18 protein-coding genes are annotated in these 16,509 nt (G+C 65.0%); 6 read left to right on the top strand and 12 right to left on the bottom strand.

Features of this window, described 5'->3' with window-relative positions:
* Positions 1-145: 145 nt before the first annotated feature.
* On the top strand, positions 146-1,375 hold the full coding sequence (gene serA, locus KSS94_RS01190) for a phosphoglycerate dehydrogenase (protein WP_217841295.1): 1,230 nt from the start codon (positions 146-148) through the stop codon (positions 1,373-1,375).
* A gap of 159 nt (positions 1,376-1,534) precedes the next feature.
* Here serA and KSS94_RS01185 read toward each other — a convergent pair whose 3' ends face one another.
* Positions 1,535-2,011 carry a DUF4399 domain-containing protein gene (locus tag KSS94_RS01185; RefSeq protein ID WP_217841294.1) on the bottom strand — a complete coding sequence of 159 codons (477 nt, stop codon included), beginning with the start codon at positions 2,009-2,011 and terminating at the stop codon, positions 1,535-1,537.
* 227 nt (positions 2,012-2,238) lie between these two features.
* Here KSS94_RS01185 and KSS94_RS01180 point away from each other — a divergent pair, with 227 nt between their 5' ends.
* Positions 2,239-2,730, top strand: a complete 492-nt coding sequence (locus KSS94_RS01180) for a transporter substrate-binding domain-containing protein (protein WP_217841293.1) — start codon at positions 2,239-2,241, stop codon at positions 2,728-2,730.
* Positions 2,731-2,808: 78 nt separating this feature from the next.
* On the opposite strand, the gene KSS94_RS01175 is transcribed toward KSS94_RS01180, so the two are convergent.
* Complete coding sequence (locus KSS94_RS01175) at positions 2,809-3,333, bottom strand: 2-thiouracil desulfurase family protein (protein WP_217841292.1); 525 nt, start codon at positions 3,331-3,333, stop codon at positions 2,809-2,811.
* The gene (locus tag KSS94_RS01170) at positions 3,320-3,943 is read right to left on the bottom strand and encodes a 2OG-Fe(II) oxygenase (RefSeq protein WP_217841291.1); all 624 of its coding nucleotides are present in this window, start codon (positions 3,941-3,943) and stop codon (positions 3,320-3,322) included. The genes KSS94_RS01175 and KSS94_RS01170 overlap by 14 nt, the downstream gene beginning before the upstream one ends.
* 121 nt (positions 3,944-4,064) lie before the next feature.
* On the opposite strand from KSS94_RS01170, the gene KSS94_RS01165 reads away from it, so the two are divergent.
* Positions 4,065-4,817 (top strand): DUF2059 domain-containing protein, encoded by a 753-nt coding sequence (locus KSS94_RS01165; protein WP_217841290.1) that lies wholly within the window; start codon positions 4,065-4,067, stop codon positions 4,815-4,817.
* Here KSS94_RS01165 and bipL read toward each other — a convergent pair whose 3' ends face one another.
* The gene (bipL, locus tag KSS94_RS01160) at positions 4,818-5,744 is read right to left on the bottom strand and encodes a phospholipase BipL (protein WP_217841289.1); all 927 of its coding nucleotides are present in this window, start codon (positions 5,742-5,744) and stop codon (positions 4,818-4,820) included.
* Positions 5,745-5,951: 207 nt separating this feature from the next.
* Between bipL and KSS94_RS01155 the strand changes: the two genes are divergently transcribed.
* Positions 5,952-6,512, top strand: coding sequence for a DUF6436 domain-containing protein (locus KSS94_RS01155; protein WP_217841288.1), 561 nt, complete (start codon positions 5,952-5,954; stop codon positions 6,510-6,512).
* Here the strand turns inward: KSS94_RS01155 and KSS94_RS01150 are convergent.
* Positions 6,491-7,057 (bottom strand): sugar O-acetyltransferase, encoded by a 567-nt coding sequence (locus KSS94_RS01150; RefSeq protein ID WP_217841287.1) that lies wholly within the window; start codon positions 7,055-7,057, stop codon positions 6,491-6,493. The genes KSS94_RS01155 and KSS94_RS01150 overlap by 22 nt on opposite strands.
* Before the next feature lie 88 nt (positions 7,058-7,145).
* Between KSS94_RS01150 and KSS94_RS01145 the strand changes: the two genes are divergently transcribed.
* Positions 7,146-9,512, top strand: a complete 2,367-nt coding sequence (locus tag KSS94_RS01145) for a penicillin acylase family protein (RefSeq protein ID WP_217841286.1) — start codon at positions 7,146-7,148, stop codon at positions 9,510-9,512.
* Between the two features lie 351 nt (positions 9,513-9,863).
* On the top strand, positions 9,864-10,682 hold the full coding sequence (locus tag KSS94_RS01140; RefSeq protein ID WP_217841285.1) for an alpha/beta fold hydrolase: 819 nt from the start codon (positions 9,864-9,866) through the stop codon (positions 10,680-10,682).
* 120 nt (positions 10,683-10,802) lie between these two features.
* Here KSS94_RS01140 and KSS94_RS01135 read toward each other — a convergent pair whose 3' ends face one another.
* The 7 genes from KSS94_RS01135 to KSS94_RS01105 all read right to left on the bottom strand — a co-directional run bounded on the left by KSS94_RS01135 (position 10,803) and on the right by KSS94_RS01105 (position 16,497).
* Positions 10,803-11,675: a transporter substrate-binding domain-containing protein gene (locus KSS94_RS01135; protein WP_217841284.1), complete on the bottom strand. Its 873-nt coding sequence runs from the start codon at positions 11,673-11,675 to the stop codon at positions 10,803-10,805.
* Positions 11,672-12,445 (bottom strand): amino acid ABC transporter ATP-binding protein, encoded by a 774-nt coding sequence (locus KSS94_RS01130; protein WP_217841283.1) that lies wholly within the window; start codon positions 12,443-12,445, stop codon positions 11,672-11,674. Before KSS94_RS01130 ends, KSS94_RS01135 begins: the two co-directional genes overlap by 4 nt.
* Complete coding sequence (locus KSS94_RS01125) at positions 12,442-13,101, bottom strand: amino acid ABC transporter permease (RefSeq protein WP_217841282.1); 660 nt, start codon at positions 13,099-13,101, stop codon at positions 12,442-12,444. Before KSS94_RS01125 ends, KSS94_RS01130 begins: the two co-directional genes overlap by 4 nt.
* On the bottom strand, positions 13,082-13,747 hold the full coding sequence (locus KSS94_RS01120; RefSeq protein WP_217841281.1) for an amino acid ABC transporter permease: 666 nt from the start codon (positions 13,745-13,747) through the stop codon (positions 13,082-13,084). Before KSS94_RS01120 ends, KSS94_RS01125 begins: the two co-directional genes overlap by 20 nt.
* A gap of 179 nt (positions 13,748-13,926) precedes the next feature.
* A complete protein-coding gene (locus KSS94_RS01115) occupies positions 13,927-14,172 on the bottom strand; it encodes a hypothetical protein (protein ID WP_217841280.1) in 246 nt (81 codons plus the stop codon).
* Between the two features lie 370 nt (positions 14,173-14,542).
* On the bottom strand, positions 14,543-15,328 hold the full coding sequence (locus KSS94_RS01110) for a MetQ/NlpA family ABC transporter substrate-binding protein (protein WP_217841279.1): 786 nt from the start codon (positions 15,326-15,328) through the stop codon (positions 14,543-14,545).
* Positions 15,329-15,561: 233 nt separating this feature from the next.
* Positions 15,562-16,497 (bottom strand): sigma 54-interacting transcriptional regulator, encoded by a 936-nt coding sequence (locus tag KSS94_RS01105; protein ID WP_217841278.1) that lies wholly within the window; start codon positions 16,495-16,497, stop codon positions 15,562-15,564.
* Positions 16,498-16,509 lie beyond the last annotated feature (12 nt).

Here is a 16,509-nt window from a genome sequence, read left to right as displayed (position 1 = left end):
ATAGTGAGCCTGAATTCGTCTCACTGTCTGAAACAGCTCAGTAAGTGTCGCGTATGGTAGCATGGCGCCCCCGCTGTTCGTGCTAATGCCGATGCCGCGCCGCTTCACCCCTCGCCATTTTTCTCCGGGATACAGGTTTAAGCAGATGAGCAAGACTTCTCTCGACAAGAGCAAGATCAGGTTCCTTCTTCTCGAAGGCGTCCACCAGAATGCCGTGGATACCCTCAAGGCTGCCGGCTACACCAACATCGAGTACCTCACGGGCTCGCTGCCAGACGCCGAACTGAAGGAAAAGATCGCAGATGCCCACTTCATCGGCATCCGCTCGCGCACCCAGCTGACCGAAGAGGTCTTTGACTGCGCGAAGAAACTGGTCGCGGTGGGCTGTTTCTGCATCGGCACCAACCAGGTCGACCTGGGCGCGGCCCGCGAGCGCGGTATCGCCGTGTTCAACGCCCCGTACTCCAACACCCGTTCGGTGGCCGAGCTGGTGCTGGCCGAGGCCATCCTGCTGCTGCGCGGCATCCCCGAGAAAAACGCTTCCTGCCACCGTGGCGGCTGGATCAAGAGCGCGGCCAACTCGTTCGAGATCCGTGGCAAGAAACTGGGCATCGTCGGCTACGGCTCGATCGGCACCCAGCTGTCGGTACTGGCTGAAAGCGTGGGCATGCAGGTGTACTTCTACGACCCGCTGACCAAGCTGCCGCTGGGCAACGCCACCCAGGTTACCAACCTGAACGAGCTGCTGGGCCTGGCCGACATCGTGTCGCTGCACGTTCCCGAGCTGCCATCCACCCAGTGGATGATCGGCGAGAAGGAAATCCGCGCGATGAAGAAGGGCTCGATCCTGATCAACGCCGCCCGTGGCAGCGTGGTCGAGCTGGACCACCTGGCCGCCGCGATCAAGGACAAGCACCTGATCGGCGCCGCCATCGACGTGTTCCCGGTGGAGCCGCGCTCCAACGACGAAGAGTTCGAAAGCCCGCTGCGTGGCCTGGACAACGTGATCCTGACCCCGCACATCGGTGGTTCCACCGCCGAAGCCCAGGCCAACATCGGCCTGGAAGTGGCCGAGAAGCTGGTCAAGTACAGCGACAATGGTACCTCCGTATCGTCGGTCAACTTCCCTGAAGTGGCCCTGCCGGCGCACCCGGGCAAGCACCGCCTGCTGCACATCCACGAAAACATCCCGGGCGTGCTCAGCGAGATCAACAAGGTCTTCGCCGAAAACGGCATCAACATCTCCGGCCAGTTCCTGCAGACCGACGAGAAAGTCGGCTACGTGGTGATCGACGTGGATGCCGAGTACTCGGACCTGGCGCAAGAGAAGCTGCAGCACGTCAAGGGCACCATCCGCTCGCGCGTACTGTTCTGAGCTTGATGGCGGCATGAAAAAGGGAGGCCCTGGTGGCCTCCCTTTTTTATCACTGTGGGAGCCGGCTTGCCGGCGATGGGGCCTGGCCTGCCTTGTGCCGAGGCTGATGGCCTCATCGCCGGCAAGCCGGCTCCTACAGGTTATCCGCAGCCGGTGCGCTTACTTCACCTCGACAGTGATCTTCTTCGACTCGACGCTCGGCTTGAACGGCACGTGGTACTGGTCGCCCAGCACCAGCTGCAGGGTGTGCTTGCCCGGCGTCAGGGTGATGCTGGTTTCGGTCTGCGCCTTGCCAAAGTGCAGCACCTGCGGGCCGGCCGGCAGGGCCACGCCGCTCTCGGGCATCAGGCTGGTGGGCAGCGGCATGTCGGCCACCGGGGCCTTGTCCACGTCCACCAGCAGGTGGTGGTGGCCGGTGTGCGGGGTTTGGTCACCGGCGGGCTTCAAGCCCATGCCCTCGATGCCGAACTTGACGGTGAAGGTCTTGTCGACCGTGGCGCCATCGGCGGGGGAAACGATGAACACCTTGGCGTCTTTCGGGGGTTCCTGGCTCTTCAATGCATCCGCTGCACCGGCCAATACCGAGGCTCCCATCAGCAGACCGGCGACGGCAGCACGCGAAAATAGGCTTTTCATTCACTTCTCCTGTGATTCACTTCAATAGACCGCCCTGTTTGAACGAAACCCGGCGGTGATTCACCATAGTCCAGTTACACAACCATAGGTTCAGAAAACTGCCACAGAAATAGTTCAACTAGGATTAAACATAAGCAGGGTCCTGCGGTCATAGGCTGCGTTCGACCGGGGCGGGGAGACAAACCCCGGCGAATGAAATTCATCTGCCGAACAAGAAAGGGGCACCCATGCGTTTGACCATTGGCGTACTGCTGGCCGTACTTGTCAGCCCGCTGGCCCAGGCCGAGCTGATCGACGAAATCAACGACCGCGGGGAGTTGCGCATTGCCGTGCAAACCGACAACTCGCCGTATTCGTTCAAAGAAAACGAGCAACTGACCGGCTTCGATATCGAACTGGGGCAGGCCCTGGCCAAAGAGCTGGACTTGCGCGCCGAGTTCATCGAAACCGCAGCCGCCGAAGTGCTGACCGGTGTTGAAAGTGGCACTTACGACATCACGGTCGACAAACGCGGCAACGAACAGGCGGCCGATTCGCCACTGACCACCAGCAAGCCGTTTGGCAACGAGAAGCTGGTGATCCCGTTCCAGAAGGACAACCCCGCCTTTGAAAGCGCGCTGAACAATGCGCTGCAGCGGATCAAGGACGATGGCCGGCTGGGGGCGCTGGAGCAGAAGTGGTTCAAGGGACAGGCGCAGCAAGCTGCAGAAGGGCATTGATCGAACGCTTGCTACAGATACAGCGAAGGGCCGAAAGTTACGCGGCCCCTGTGGGAGCGGCCCAGCTAAATCAGGAAGTCATCTACGAGCCTGATCAGGCGATTGGGCCTGAGTGCCCAACACCCGCTGCGCCTCTTCCAGCTCCAACTCACTGAACACCAGCACCCCCTCGCGGCGCAGCAAAGCAGCGGTCACCCCTTCACCGGCCACCTTCACACCACTGAAGCTGCCGTCATAGGTCAGCCGGTTGCCGCACGAAGGGCTGCCGGACTTGAGCACTGCCACGCCAATGCCATGCCGGCGCACCAGTGCCAACGCCTGTTGCGCACCGCTCAAAAAAGCATCGCTGACATCCTCACCAGCGACGGTGATCACCCGCGCCTGACCATCCAGCACCTGGCCGCCCTGCCCGCCGGGGATTTCCGCCGGGGGCCGGGGCGTCGGCAAGCCGCCGGCCACCTCGGGGCACAACGGCACCACCCGGCCCTCGGCCTGCCAGCGTTGCAGCAGGTCAGGGTGGCCACTGGCGCGCCCGTCGTAGCGCACCGGCTGGCCCAGCAGGCAGGCGCTGACGAGGACCTTGGGCAACTCAGAACGGGTCATTGCCACGCCGGCGAAACCAGCCGGTCAATGACAGCCGCTCACGCCCGGCCGCCAGCACTTCGTGGGGGACATCACCGGACAGGAACACCACCAGGGTGCCGGCCACAGGCTGCACGTCATGCACCTGCTCGCCCGCGAGGAACATGCGCAACTGGCCGCCGTCTGCGGGTTGCCAGTTTTCGTTCAGGTAGTACACCGCCGAGACCATGCGCCGGTCGTCATCGCGAAAGCGGTCGAGGTGGCGGCGGTAGAAGGCCCCCGGCGGGTACAGGGCGAAGTGGCACTCGAAATCCTCAAGGCCCAGGAACAAGCCCTGGTTGATCGCCTGGCGCAGGCTGTCCATGGCGCCCAGGTACTGGTCGCACGGCGCAGACTCGCCCGGGTCGAGCCACTGGATCTGGTCGCCACGAATAGCCTCGCGCACTTCTTGCGCGGCGCCACGGCCCACCCCGGCAGGGTTCAGCTCGCCTTCGGCGTAGCGGCGCCGGCACTCGGCCGCGAGTGCCCGCGACAGTGCGTCGGGCAAAAACAGGGTTTGCTGCGACCAGCCACGGGTGGCCAGGTCGTCGACGATCGCCGACAGCAGTGAATGTTCGAGAGGAGTGTGCATGGCGCATCATAGCCATTCGGCCTGCGCGCGCACAGCGCCACTTGGTCAGGAAGCGCCGCGTGCGTCTCGACAAAGCCCCGCCACGCCACGGACAATAGCGGCCTGCCGACAGGAGTCCTGAATGCGCCGTCTGTTTTCCCTGCTTCTGCTGATGATCTGCACCATGCCTGTCTGGGCAGACAACCTCGATCAGCTGTACAAGGCCGCCGGCTGGCCCGACCAGCGCGCCCATTTCAACGATGCCGTGAGCGCCGCCCAGCAGCGCTACCGCAACAGCCTGCCGCCTGCGGTTTACCAGGCACTGGTCAACAACAGCAACCAGCGCTTCCAGGCCCAGGCCATGGACAAGCGCGCCCAGGCGCAGCTGCGCAGCACTTTGCAAAACCCCGCCCCGGCACTGGCGTTTTTCCAGTCGCCGCTGGGGCGCAAGGTGGTAGCTGCCGAGCTGCTGGCCACGCGTAAAGACCAACTGGCCAAGAACGCCAAGGGCCTGCCGAAGATGCAGGCCAGCGACAACCGCCTGCTGATCGTCGGCCACCTGGCCCAGGCCCTGCCGGCCCGCGAGGCCGGTGCCGAAGTCAGCCTGGCGATTGCCGGCGTGGCCGCCGACAGCCTCAGCTCGATGATCCCCGGCCTGTTCGGTGGCGGCCAGGCCCAGGGCCTGCTCGACGGCCAGCGCCAGCGCCTGATGAACCAGGTGGGCGAAGACCTGAACAATACCCTGCTGTATGTCTATCGCGACCTGTCGGACGCCGAGTTGGAAGAATTCTCGACCTTCGCCGAATCACCCGAAGGCCAGGCCTACTACAAGGCCGCCGTGGCCGCCGTGCGCGCAGCCCTTGCCGTGGGCCAGCAGGCGTCGGACCTGAACTGATCAGCCCAGGCGCTGGCCGATGAAGTCGAAATAGCGCTGGCGGATGCCCGGCAGCTCGTTGGCCAGGTGGTGCCGGGCTTCGGGCAGCATCAGGATCTGCGGCTCGGCGAACTTGGCCTTGAGCACCTGCAGGTTGTAGGGCCAGTCCACCGTGCCGTCCGCCTCGCCCTGCACGATCAGCAATGGCCGCGTACTGCGCGGCGCCGCCTCGATACGCCGCACCCACTTCAGCAGCGCCCCCACCCAGGCGGTGGGCAGGCGCCGTGGTTGCAGCGGGTCGGCTTCGAGGAATGCCAGAAACGCCGGGTCGTTGGTGTTCTCGCTGAAACGCCGCTCGATGCCGTTGACGAAGTGGCGCAACACGCAATAGCTGAGCTTCGACCAGTGCCAGGCCCGCGGGCGTACCAGCGGCGCCAGCAGGATCACCTGGCCGTCGGCCGGGCTTTGCCCGCCACAGTGCAGCAGGTGGTCGATGACGATCGCCCCGCCGGTGCTCTGGCCAAACAGGTGCCAGGGGCGCGGCAAGTCGAGCAGCCGCGCCTGCTTGAACAAGGCGTCGAGGGCCTGCTGATACAGGCCGAAGTCCTCGATGCTGGCCCGCTCGCCGCTGGACAGCCCGTGCCCGGGCAGGTCACAGCTGATCACCGCATAGCCCCTGGCCAGCGCCCACTCGATTACGTGGCGATACAGGCCCATGTGGTCGTAGTAGCCGTGCAGCAGAAACAGCGTCGCCACCGGCCGCTCGGGCAGCCACACCTGCCCCACCAGGTCGAACCCCGCGGCCTGGAAGCCGCCCAACCAGCTGTGCGCCGGCAGGTCGAGGCCGTAGAAGTGCTGGTAGTCGTGGCCCTGGGCAGGCAACGGCTGGCGCTCGACAAGGGGCGAAAGGCTGGCACGCAGCAGGTCGGGGTGGAAGGTGACAGGCATCGGGTAGATCCACAAACGCAGCGGGTATTGACCTGGGATATTCAGGTCTGGGCGATGCCGTGGCAAGCTGCAACACCATTCAACGGCCGGCACGGGCCCTGTGGGAGCGGGTTTACCCGCGAATGCGTCAGTGGCCGTGCCATCGCATTCGCGGGTAAACCCGCTCCCACAGGGTTCCATGCCCATCCCAGGTTTCGCAGGCTGACCATGCCAACCCGAACACTCATCACCGCCATAGCCACCCTGCTCTGCGCCGCCGCCCTGTGGTGGGCCTACGACAGCTTCCAGGCCCGCTACCTGCGCCCTTTCGACAACCAGGCCACGCTGTTCGACGGCAGCCAGCTGCGCCTGCCGCCGGAGCTCGCCGGCCCCGGGCCGATCCGCGTGGTGCACTTCTGGGACCCGGCCTGCCCGTGCAACGTCGGCAACCAGCAGCACCTGGGCGAGCTGGTGGCGCAGTTCGCCCCGCTGGGGGTGAGCTTGCATGTGATGCAAAAGCCCGGCAGCCACGGCCAGCTGCCCGCCAACCTCGATGCCCTCAAGCCCCTGGCCAGCCTGCCCGGCAGCGAGCACCTGCCTGCCAGCCCCGCCGTGGCGATCTGGGACCATGACGGCCAACTGGCCTACTTCGGCCCCTACAGTGAAGGGGCGGTGTGCAATTCGAGCAACAGCTTCATCGAACCGATCCTCAAAGCCCTGCAACAAGGCCGCCGGGTGCAGGCCTCCAACACCCTGGCGGCGGGCTGCTACTGCCCCTGGGCCGGCTGACGCACCCGCGCCGGGTTGCCCACCACCACCGCGCCCGCCGGCACGTCGCGGGTGACCACGCTGCCGGCGCCGACCACCGCGTTGTCGCCGATGCTCACCCCCGGCAGAATGATTGCCCCGCCGCCAATCCACACGTTGTCACCGATGGTCACCGGCCGCCCGCTTTCCAGCCCGCTGCGGCGCAGCTCAGGGTCCAGCGGGTGGTCGGCGGTGTAGATCTGCACCGCAGGCCCGATCTGGCAGTCGGCGCCGATGCGCACCGGCAGCACGTCGAGGATCACGCAGTTGAAGTTCATGAAGGTGTTGGCGCCCACGCTGATGTTGTAGCCGTAGTCGCAATGAAACGGCGGGCGGATCACCACGCCGTCGCCAACGCATGCGAAGTGCTCGGCCAAAAGGCCATGGCGCGCCTGGTTGAGCAGCTCGACGCTATTGTTGTAGCGGTGCATCCAGTGCTTGTTGGCGACCTGCTCCACCTGCAGCTCAGGGCAGCCGGCGTGGTAGAGCTGGCCGGCCAGCATTTTCTGTTTTTCGCTGAGGGCCATGGAAACTCCTTGTTGGGGGCTATGCTCAGTGCGCGAATATACCGATGATCGGACCACAAAATTTCGCTCGAGTGCACAAGGAGTCTCGATGAAGCGCAGCCTGACCCTGCTGGCCGTGGTGATTGCCGTTGCCGCCGCCGGCACCGGTTACTGGTACGTACAGGGCAAGCAGCCGGTACGTGACGGCGAGGTGGCCCTGGCCGGGTTGCAGGCACCGGTCAACGCACGCTTTGATGCCCGCGGCGTGCCGCACCTGCAAGCGCAGAACGAGCCCGACCTGTACCGCGCCCTGGGTTACGTACACGCCCAGGACCGCCTGTTCCAGATGGAGATCATGCGCCGCCTGGCCCGCGGTGAGCTGGCCGAGGTGCTCGGTGAAAAGCTGCTGCCCACCGACACCCTGTTCCGCAGCCTGCGTATTCGCGAGCAGGCGGCGCTGATGGTCAGGCGCATCGACCACCAGTCCCCGGCCTGGCAGGCCCTGCAGGCCTACCTGGACGGCGTCAACCAATGGCAGGCCGGCCACCCCAAACCGATGGAGTTCGACCTACTGGGCATCACCCCGCGCCCGTTCACCGCCGAAGACACCCTGAGCATCGCCGGCTACCTGGCCTACAGCTTCGCGGCGGCGTTTCGCACCGAGCCTGCGCTCACCTACATTCGCGACCAGCTCGGCCCCGAGTACCTGAAAATCTTCGACCTCGACTGGCAGCCAGGCGGCGCCCTGGCCACGCCCCTGGCCGCCGCCGACTGGCGCAGCCTGGAACAGTTGGCCAAGCTGAGCCACGACGCCCTGGGCGATGCCGGCATCCCGCAGTTCGAGGGCAGCAACGCCTGGGCCGTGGCCGGCAGCCGCACCCGCAGCGGCCGCCCCCTGCTGGCAGGCGACCCGCATATCGGCTTTGCCGTACCGGCGGTGTGGTACGAGGCCGAGCTGTCGGCGCCGGGTTTCAACCTGTATGGCTACTTCCAGGGGCTCAACCCGTTCGCGCTGCTGGGGCACAACCGCGACTTCGGCTGGAGCCTGACCATGTTCCAGAACGACGACCTGGACCTGATCGCCGAAAAGACCAACCCGGCCAACCCCGAACAGGTGATGGTCGATGGCCGCTGGCAAACGCTGGAAAAGACCGAGCAACAGGTCGCGATCAAGGGCCAGGCGCCTGCCACCATCACCCTGCGCCGCTCGCCCCACGGCCCCATCGTCAACAACGTGCTGGGTGACACCGCCGGCCCCACGCCGATCGCCATGTGGTGGGCGTTCCTCGAAACCGACAACCCGATCCTCGAAGGCTTCTACCAGATCAACCGCGCCGACACGCTGGACAAGATGCGTGACGCTGCGGCCAAGGTGCAGGCCCCCGGCCTGAACCTGGTGTGGGCCAACGCCCGTGGCGATATTGGCTGGTGGGCGGCGGCGCGCCTGCCGATCCGCCCCGACGGGGTTAACCCGGCGTTCATCCTCGACGGCAGCACTGGCCAGGCTGACAAGCCCGGTTTCTACCCGTTCAGCGTCAACCCGCAGCAGGAAAACCCGGCCAGCGGCTATATCGTCTCGGCCAACTACCAGCCGCCTGCCGTGGTGCCGGTGCCCGGTTACTACAACCTGGCCGACCGTGGCCGCCAGCTCGACCGCCACCTGAGCAACCCGGACATCAAGTGGGACACCCAGAACAGCCAGGCCCTGCAGCTTGACACCAGCAACGACTACGGCCCGCGCACCCTGGCGCCACTGCTCGGCACCCTGCGCAGCGTGGCCCAGGGCGATGAAGAGAAAGAACTGGTGGAGCAACTGGCCGCCTGGCGCGGCGATTACCCGGTGGACTCCACCAGCGCCACGCTGTTCAACCAGTTCCTTTATGAGCTGGCCTACGCCGCCTTGCACGACGAGTTGGGCGACACCTGGTTCCCGGTGCTGATCAGCACCCGCGCCATCGACGCCGCGCTGCCGCGCCTGGCCGCCGACCCCGCCTCGCCCTGGTGGCGCCAGCGCGGCAGCAACGAACACACCGACCGCACCGCCATCGTACGCCAGGCCTGGCAGCGCAGCCTTGAGCACCTGCGCAAGGCCTTCGGCCAGGACCCGGCCAGCTGGCAGTGGGGCAAGGCCCATACCCTCACCCACAACCACCCGCTGGGGGTGCAGAAACCGCTGAACCTGCTGTTCAATGTCGGCCCGTTCGCCGCCCCCGGCAGCCACGAGGTGCCCAACAACCTGTCGGCCAAGATCGGCCCGGCGCCGTGGCCGGTGACCTACGGGCCTTCGACCCGCCGCCTGATCGACTTCGCCGATGCCGGCGCTGCGCTGACCATCAACCCGGTGGGGCAAAGCGGCGTGCCGTTCGATGCGCACTATGCCGACCAGGCCGAGGACTACATCGAGGGCCGCTACCACAAGGCGCGCATGGGGGTGATCCCGGCGCAGAGTACGTTGCGGTTGGTGCCGGGCAAATGAATTTCCCTGTCTGGGCCAATCGCCGGCAAGCCGGCTCCTACACGGTCCCTGTAGGAGATCACCCAGCCCTTTCGGGCTGCGCTGTCGCGCAGAGAACTAGTCTCGCAGGTGCACCGCGGCCCCTGTGGGAAGCGGCCTTGCCGGGGCGCCGTCCGGTCGAGATGGGCTGCGCAGCAGCCCCGGCAGTGTTGCATGAGGCCTTGGGGCCGCTTCGCGGCCCATCTCGACCGGACGGCGCCCCGGCAAGGCCGCTTCCCACGGGGACCGTGTTAAATCAATGAGTTGTAGTTTTTCTACGAGAGCTGGCTTGCCGGCGATTGGCCCAACTCGATCCATCAAGAGATAGACACCATGCAAAAACACTTCATCGAAATCGACGGCGCGCGCATGAGCTACGTCGACCAGGGCCAGGGCTTCCCGGTGCTGCTGGGCCACAGCTACCTGTGGTCGGCGGCCATGTGGCAGCCGCAGATCGAGGCGCTGTCACAGCACTTTCGGGTGATCGTGCCCGAGCTGTGGGGCCATGGTGATTCCGATGCGCCACCGGCCAGCACCACCGACATGGCAGCACTTGCCCGTCAGCACCTGGCTTTGCTGGATGCGCTGGATATCCCGCAATGCCACCTGGTCGGCCTGTCGGTCGGCGGCATGTGGGGCGCGCAGCTGGCAATCGACCACCCTGAACGGGTCGACCGCCTGGTGCTGATGGACACCTACCTGGGGGCCGAGCCCGAGGCCACCCGGCTGAAGTACTTCGGCTTGCTCGATGCAGCCAGCGCCGCCGGCGCCTTCCCCGACCCGCTGCTGGATATCGTGGTGCCGATCTTCTTCCATGCCGGCGGGCAGACGGTGCCACCGGTGCGCGAGCAGTTCCGTGCCGACCTGAAGGCCAGCAGCGCGCAGACCATCCGTGAAAGCCTCGGCCCGATGGGCCGGGTGATCTTCGGTCGGCCCGACCTGCTCGCGCGGCTGGGCGAGCTGAAGGGCGACAAGACCATCGTGGTCTGCGGCGACCAGGACATCCCGCGCCCGCCGGAGGAGTCCAACGAGATGGCGCGGATCATCGGCTGCCTGGCGGCGCAGATTCCGTTTGCCGGGCATATCAGCAGCCTGGAGAACCCGCAGGTGGTGAACGAGTTCCTGCTGAACTGGTTGCCGCACAAGACTTGAGGTTCCAGGGGCTGCCTTGCAGCCCTTTCGCGGCACGAGGCCGCTCCTACAGGTAACGCATCCCCCTGTAGGAGCGGCCTCGTGCCGCGAAAGGGCCGCAAAGCGGCCCCAATGGCCTCATCACCCCTGCCACTTGCCGCCTTCGACGATCACGCTCTCAGGCTTGGTGTCGTCGCTCAGCTCCTTGCGCACGTACTGGTCATACAGTTTCAGCAGAAACTTCTCCTCGCCCAGCTTGGCAAGCTCGGCGTTGACCCAGTCACGCAGCTCGGTATTGCCCTTCTTCACTGCCGGAGCAATCGGCGCCTCGTCACCCAGCAACTGCGGCAACACGCGGTAGCCCGGGTTCTGCTTGGCCCAGCTGAACAAGATCAGGTTGTCCTGGGCGTAGGCGTCACCCCGGCCATTGGCCAGTGCGGCCAGCGACTCGCTGTTCTTCTCGAACTTGAGCAGCTTCCAGTCCGGGTGGTTCTTGGTCAACCAGATATCCGCCGTGGTGCCGGTGGTGACGATGATGGTCTTGTCGGCCAGGTCGTCGAGTTTTTGCACCGGGCTGCCGTCGGCCACGATGGCCTGCACCGCTACGCGCAAGTTGGGGTTGGTGAAGTCCACCGCCTCCTTGCGCTCGGGGGTGACGGTCATGTTGGCGAGAATCAGGTCGACCTTGTCGCTTTGCAGGAACGGGATGCGGCTGGCCGGCTCCACGGCAACGAACTCGACCTTGTTTTCATCGCCCAGCAGCTCCTTGGCGAAGCGCCGGCCGATGTCGGTGTCAAAGCCCACGTAGCGCCCGCTTTCATCGACGAAACCGAACGGCGGCTTGTCGGTGAACACGCCGACAATCAGCTTGTCGCGGGCCTTGATGGTTTCCAGGTAGCTGCTGGCCGGCGAAGCGGCGGCGGGCTTGGCCGGCTCCTCGGACTTGTTGCAGCCGGCCAGCAGGGCCAGGCCGAGCAGCGGGGCGAGCAGTTTGGCAAAGGGTGCGGTTTTCATGACAGTTCCTTGTGCAGTGTCTTGGGCAGGCTTTCGACGAAAGAGAATTTCTCCAGGAACTGCTGCGCGCGTGCGGTTTGCGGTTGGGTGAAGAAGCGCTCGGGGTGGTTCTGTTCAAGGACCCTGCCGGCCTCCATGAACACGATTCGGTCGGCCACCGCGCGGGCGAAGGCCATTTCGTGGGTGACGATGAGCAAGGTCATGCCGTCGCGGGCCAGGCCCTGGATCACCTGCAGCACTTCCTTGACCATCTCTGGGTCCAGGGCGGCAGTGACCTCGTCGAACAGCATCACCTCGGGGTTCATGCACAGCGAGCGCACGATGGCGATGCGCTGCTGCTGGCCACCGGAAAGCTGGCGCGGGTAGGCATCGCGCTTGTCCAGCAGGCCCACCCGGGCCAACAGCGCCTCGGCCTGGGCCTGGGCTTCGCCGCGTTGGCGCTTTTGCACCTTCAGCGGGCCAAGCAGCAGGTTGTCGAGCACGCTCATGTGGCCGAACAAGTGGTAGCTCTGAAACACCATACCCACCCGCTGGCGCACCTGGCGCCAGTCGGTGCCCGGCGCCAGCAGCTCCTGGCCGCCCAGGCGCAGGCTGCCGCCGTGGGCTTCTTCCAGGCCGTTGAGGCAGCGCAGCAGGGTGCTTTTGCCGCAGCCGCTGGGGCCGAGGATCACCGCCACTTCGCCGGCCTGCACCTGCAGATCGATACCGGCCAGCACCTGCTGCTCGCCGAAGAACTTGTTGAAACCCTGAAACTCGATCAATGCGCTCATGTGTGGGCCCAGCGGCGCTCCAGCACGCGCGAGGCGGCCGAAAGCGGATAGCAGACAAAAAGGAAGAACAGCAGCAGCACGCCGTAGATCAGCACCGATTCATAGGTGCGCTCGATGATCTGCTGGCCGGCCTTGATCACCTCGACCACGCCGATCAGCACCGCCAGCGAACTGGTCTTGATGATCCGCGTGTAGATGTTGATGGTCGGCGGAGTCATGCGCTTGAGCGCCTGGGGCAGCAGCACGTAGCCATACAGCTGCCAGCCGGCCAGGCCGATCGACAGCCCCGCCTCGCGCTGACCGCGGGGCAGCGAGCGCAGCGCGCCACGCACCACCTCGCCCACTTCACTGGCGCCCCACAGGCCCAGCACCAGCACCGCGCACCAGAAGCTGGGGATGCTCAGCCCGAAGAAAATCGGCAGGCCGAAGAACACCAGGTACAGCCAGACCAGCACCGGAATCGCCCGGAACAGCTCCAGGTACACCTGCAGCCCGATGTTCAGCAGGCGGTTGCCGAGGCTGGCCAGCACGCCGTAGAGCACGCCGCCCAGGGTGGCGAAGAGAATGCCCAGGGCCGAGATGGCCAGGGTTTGCCCGGCGCCGGCTGCCAGTTGCGGCCAGGACACCTGCAGCAGTTCAAACCCCGTACTGGCCATGTTGCAACCTCCTTTCCAGATAGCGCAGCAGCAGCGACAGCGGCAGGAAGATCAGCACGCACAGCAGCGTCAGCACGGCGAGCATCTCGTAGGTCTTGTAGTACAGGGCGATGTAGTTCTTGGTGGTGTAGAGGATCTCCGGCACCGCCACCGCCGACACCACGGTGGTTTCCTTGAGCAGGAACACGAAGTTGGCGAACAGCGCCGGCAGGCTGGCGATACCGGCCTGGGGCAGGATCACATGGCGCAGCAACTGGCCCTCGGACAGGCCGATGGAACGGCCCGACTCCAGTTGCGCCCGTGGTACCGCCTCGACGCCTGCGCGCAGCACTTCGGTGAGGTAGGCGCCGCCCATGAAGGTCATGGTGATGATCGCTGCAGCGAAGCCGGACACCTTCACCCCAAGGCTTGGCAGGGCGAAGTAGACGAAGAACAGCTGGATCAGCAGCGGGGTGTTGCGCGCCAGCTCCACGTAGCCCTTGACCAGGCGCCACAGGTACGGCGTGCGCAGCACCAGAATGGCCGCATTGAGCACGGCCACCAGCAGCGAGGTGGCGATGGCGATCAGGCCGACCTGCAGGGTGACGCCGACGGCCTTGAGGAATGCCGGCAATGTGCTAAGCATGAAAGCGGTGTCGAAGTTCATGGACGTCGCCTCGGCACCAGCGTTTGGATGTACGGCATGGGTTATTTCCAGGTCGGCGCGAGGGTCGCTCGGCGCCGTTTCACAGTGGCTGGCGATGTGCCGGTAGGCACCTTTGATAGACTTTAAAGGTATAAAAATATTTTTCTAAATACCTTTATTGCATATTCATATCACTCAGTTCACGTTTCGGAAATTTCCTGCAAATGGTTGGGACCTTTCTGGCGAATGCCTTTTCCAAGCGGTTTCAAACTGTGACTTGCACGGCCCATCAAACCTACAAGGACGATAACGATGAACAGCCCCTGCTCGCCTGCTTCGAACGAACAACTGCTGTGGCTCATGGCCTTGCGCCGGGCGCTGGGCGACAAGCGCCCGGCATGATCCTTTGTAGGAGCCGGCTTGCCGGCGATGGCGTCAGTGGCCATGGCCTGGTCTTCGGGCTGAAGGCCCTATCGCCGGCAAGCCGGCTCTCATAGAAAAACTGCAACTCATTGATTTAACACAGTCTCCGTGGGAAGCGGCCTTGTGTCGCGATGGGGCGCGAAGCGGCCCCAAGGCCTCAGCTTCATGCAAAATTGCCGGGGCTGCTACGCAGCCCATCTCGACCGGACGGCGCCCCGGCAAGGCCGCTTCCCACAGGGGCCGCCGTGCATCTGCGAGACCAGTTCTCTGCGCGACAGCGCAGCCCGAAAGCGCTGGGTGATCTCCTACAGAGGCAGCGCCAACATGGGTGAACGCCGCACAAACAAAAACGCCGACGCAAATGCGTCGGCGTTTTTCGTTGCGGGCCGCGTATCAGAACGCTGGCAGTACCGCGCCTTTGTATTTCTCGGCGATGAAGGCTTTCACCTCCGGGCTGGTCAGGGCCTTGGCCAGCTTCTGCATGGCTTCGCTGTTCTTGTTGTCCGGGCGGGCAACCAGGAAGTTCACGTACGGCGAGTCGCTACCCTCGATCACCAAGGCGTCCTTGGCCGGGTTCAGGCCGGCTTCCAGGGCGTAGTTGGTGTTGATCATGTCCAGGTCGACCTGGTCCAGCACGCGCGGCAGCATGGCCGATTCCAGCTCGCGGAACTTGAGCTTCTTGGGGTTCTCGGCGATGTCTTTCGGGGTAGCCAGGGCGTTTTTCGGGTCCTTCAGGGTGATCAGGCCCGCCTTCTGCAGCAGCAGCAGGGCGCGGCCGCTGTTGCTACCCTCGTTGGGGATGGCGACGGTGGCGCCTTCTTTCAGCTCGGCCAGGGTCTTGACCTTCTTCGAGTAACCACCGAACGGCTCGACGTGCACGCCGATCACGGTTTCCAGGTGAGTGCCCTTGCCTTCGTTGAAGTTCTGCAGGTACGGCAGGGTCTGGAAGTAGTTGGCGTCCAGGCGCTTCTGGTCTACCTGCACGTTGGGCTGCACGTAGTCGGTGAACACCTTGATCTGCAGGTCGACGCCTTCTTTGGCCAGGGTCGGCTTGATCAGCTCGAGAATTTCAGCGTGCGGCACGGGGGTTGCGGCAACCACCAGTTTTTCGGCGGCAGATGCCAGGCCGGCGAAGGACAGGGCAGCGGCCAGGGCGGTGGTCAGCAGGGTCTTTTTCATGGTGATCCTTGTTATGGAGCTGGGCCATCGCTGATGGCGGCAAAGTCGGTTGCCCATCCGTTCGGGTGGGCGTGAAGCGGACGATACCGGGAATTTTTATTCCGTAACAATATCTTTTATTTCGCTGCTTATTCCAAAAACAAATTGCCACCATGGCGTTTGTTTATGAGCATGAAAAATGCAATGCCAAAGCCTGGCGCCGCTCCTAAAGGGGGGAGATATCGCCGGTTCCTTCATCCCAACTGGCCCAGCGCCTCCTCCAGCACCCGGCGCAACCCCGCAACGGTCTGCCCGTCGCGACTCTGCGCCAGCTGCCCAAGCTGCCGGGCCAGCGCATCCAATGGCGCACGCTCCGGCAGGTCGAGGTGCTCCGGCAAAATTTCCTCACCCTCACTGACCAACAGCGCAAAGTGAATGACGTTCTCCAACTCCCGGGTATTGCCCGGCCAGGCGTGGGCCTCCAGCGCCTGCTGGGCGGCCTCGCTGATCAGCGCCAGCGGCCGGTCCAGGCGCACGCTGTAGATACCGACGAAGTACTCGGCCAACGGCAAAATGTCACCGACCCGCTCGCGCAGCGCCGGCAGCTCCAGCTCGCCCTCGTGCAGGTAGTGGTACAGCCGCTCGTTGAAGCGCCCCGCCTGCACCGCCATGGCCAGGTCGATGCTCGAGGCCGCCACCAGGCGCACGTCCACCGGCTGCGGGTGGCTGGCACCGACCCGGGTCACTTCGCGGTTTTCCAGCGCGGCCAGCAATTTGCCCTGGATCGCCAGGGGCAGGTCGGCGATTTCATCCAGGTACAGGGTGCCGCCGTTGGCCGAGCCGAACCAGCCGGCGCGGCTGCTGGCGGTACCGCCCTGGGTGCCGGCGCTGTAGCCGAACAGCTCGGCATCGGCATAGGTGGGGCTGATGGCCGCGCAGTTGACCGACACGAACAGCCCGCCGCGGTCACTGGCGCGGTGGATCTGCCGGGCCAGCAGTTCCTTGCCGGTACCGGTTTCGCCGCGGATCAGCACCGGCAACGGCTGCGGCGCCAGGCGTTCGAGGGCCTGGCGCAGCGCCTGGGAGCGCGGGTCGACGAACACCAGCGCCTTGGCGCGGATACTCAGCGGGCTCTTGTCCAGCTCGGGGAAGGTCAGCAGCGGCTGGCCGAAGGGGGCGTGAAAGGTCATGCAATACTCCCG

The organism is Pseudomonas fakonensis, assembly GCF_019139895.1.
Lineage (GTDB): Bacteria > Pseudomonadota > Gammaproteobacteria > Pseudomonadales > Pseudomonadaceae > Aquipseudomonas > Aquipseudomonas fakonensis.
The sequence above is the reverse complement of the archived record's forward strand: the minus strand, read 5'-3'. Positions and strand labels throughout refer to the sequence as shown.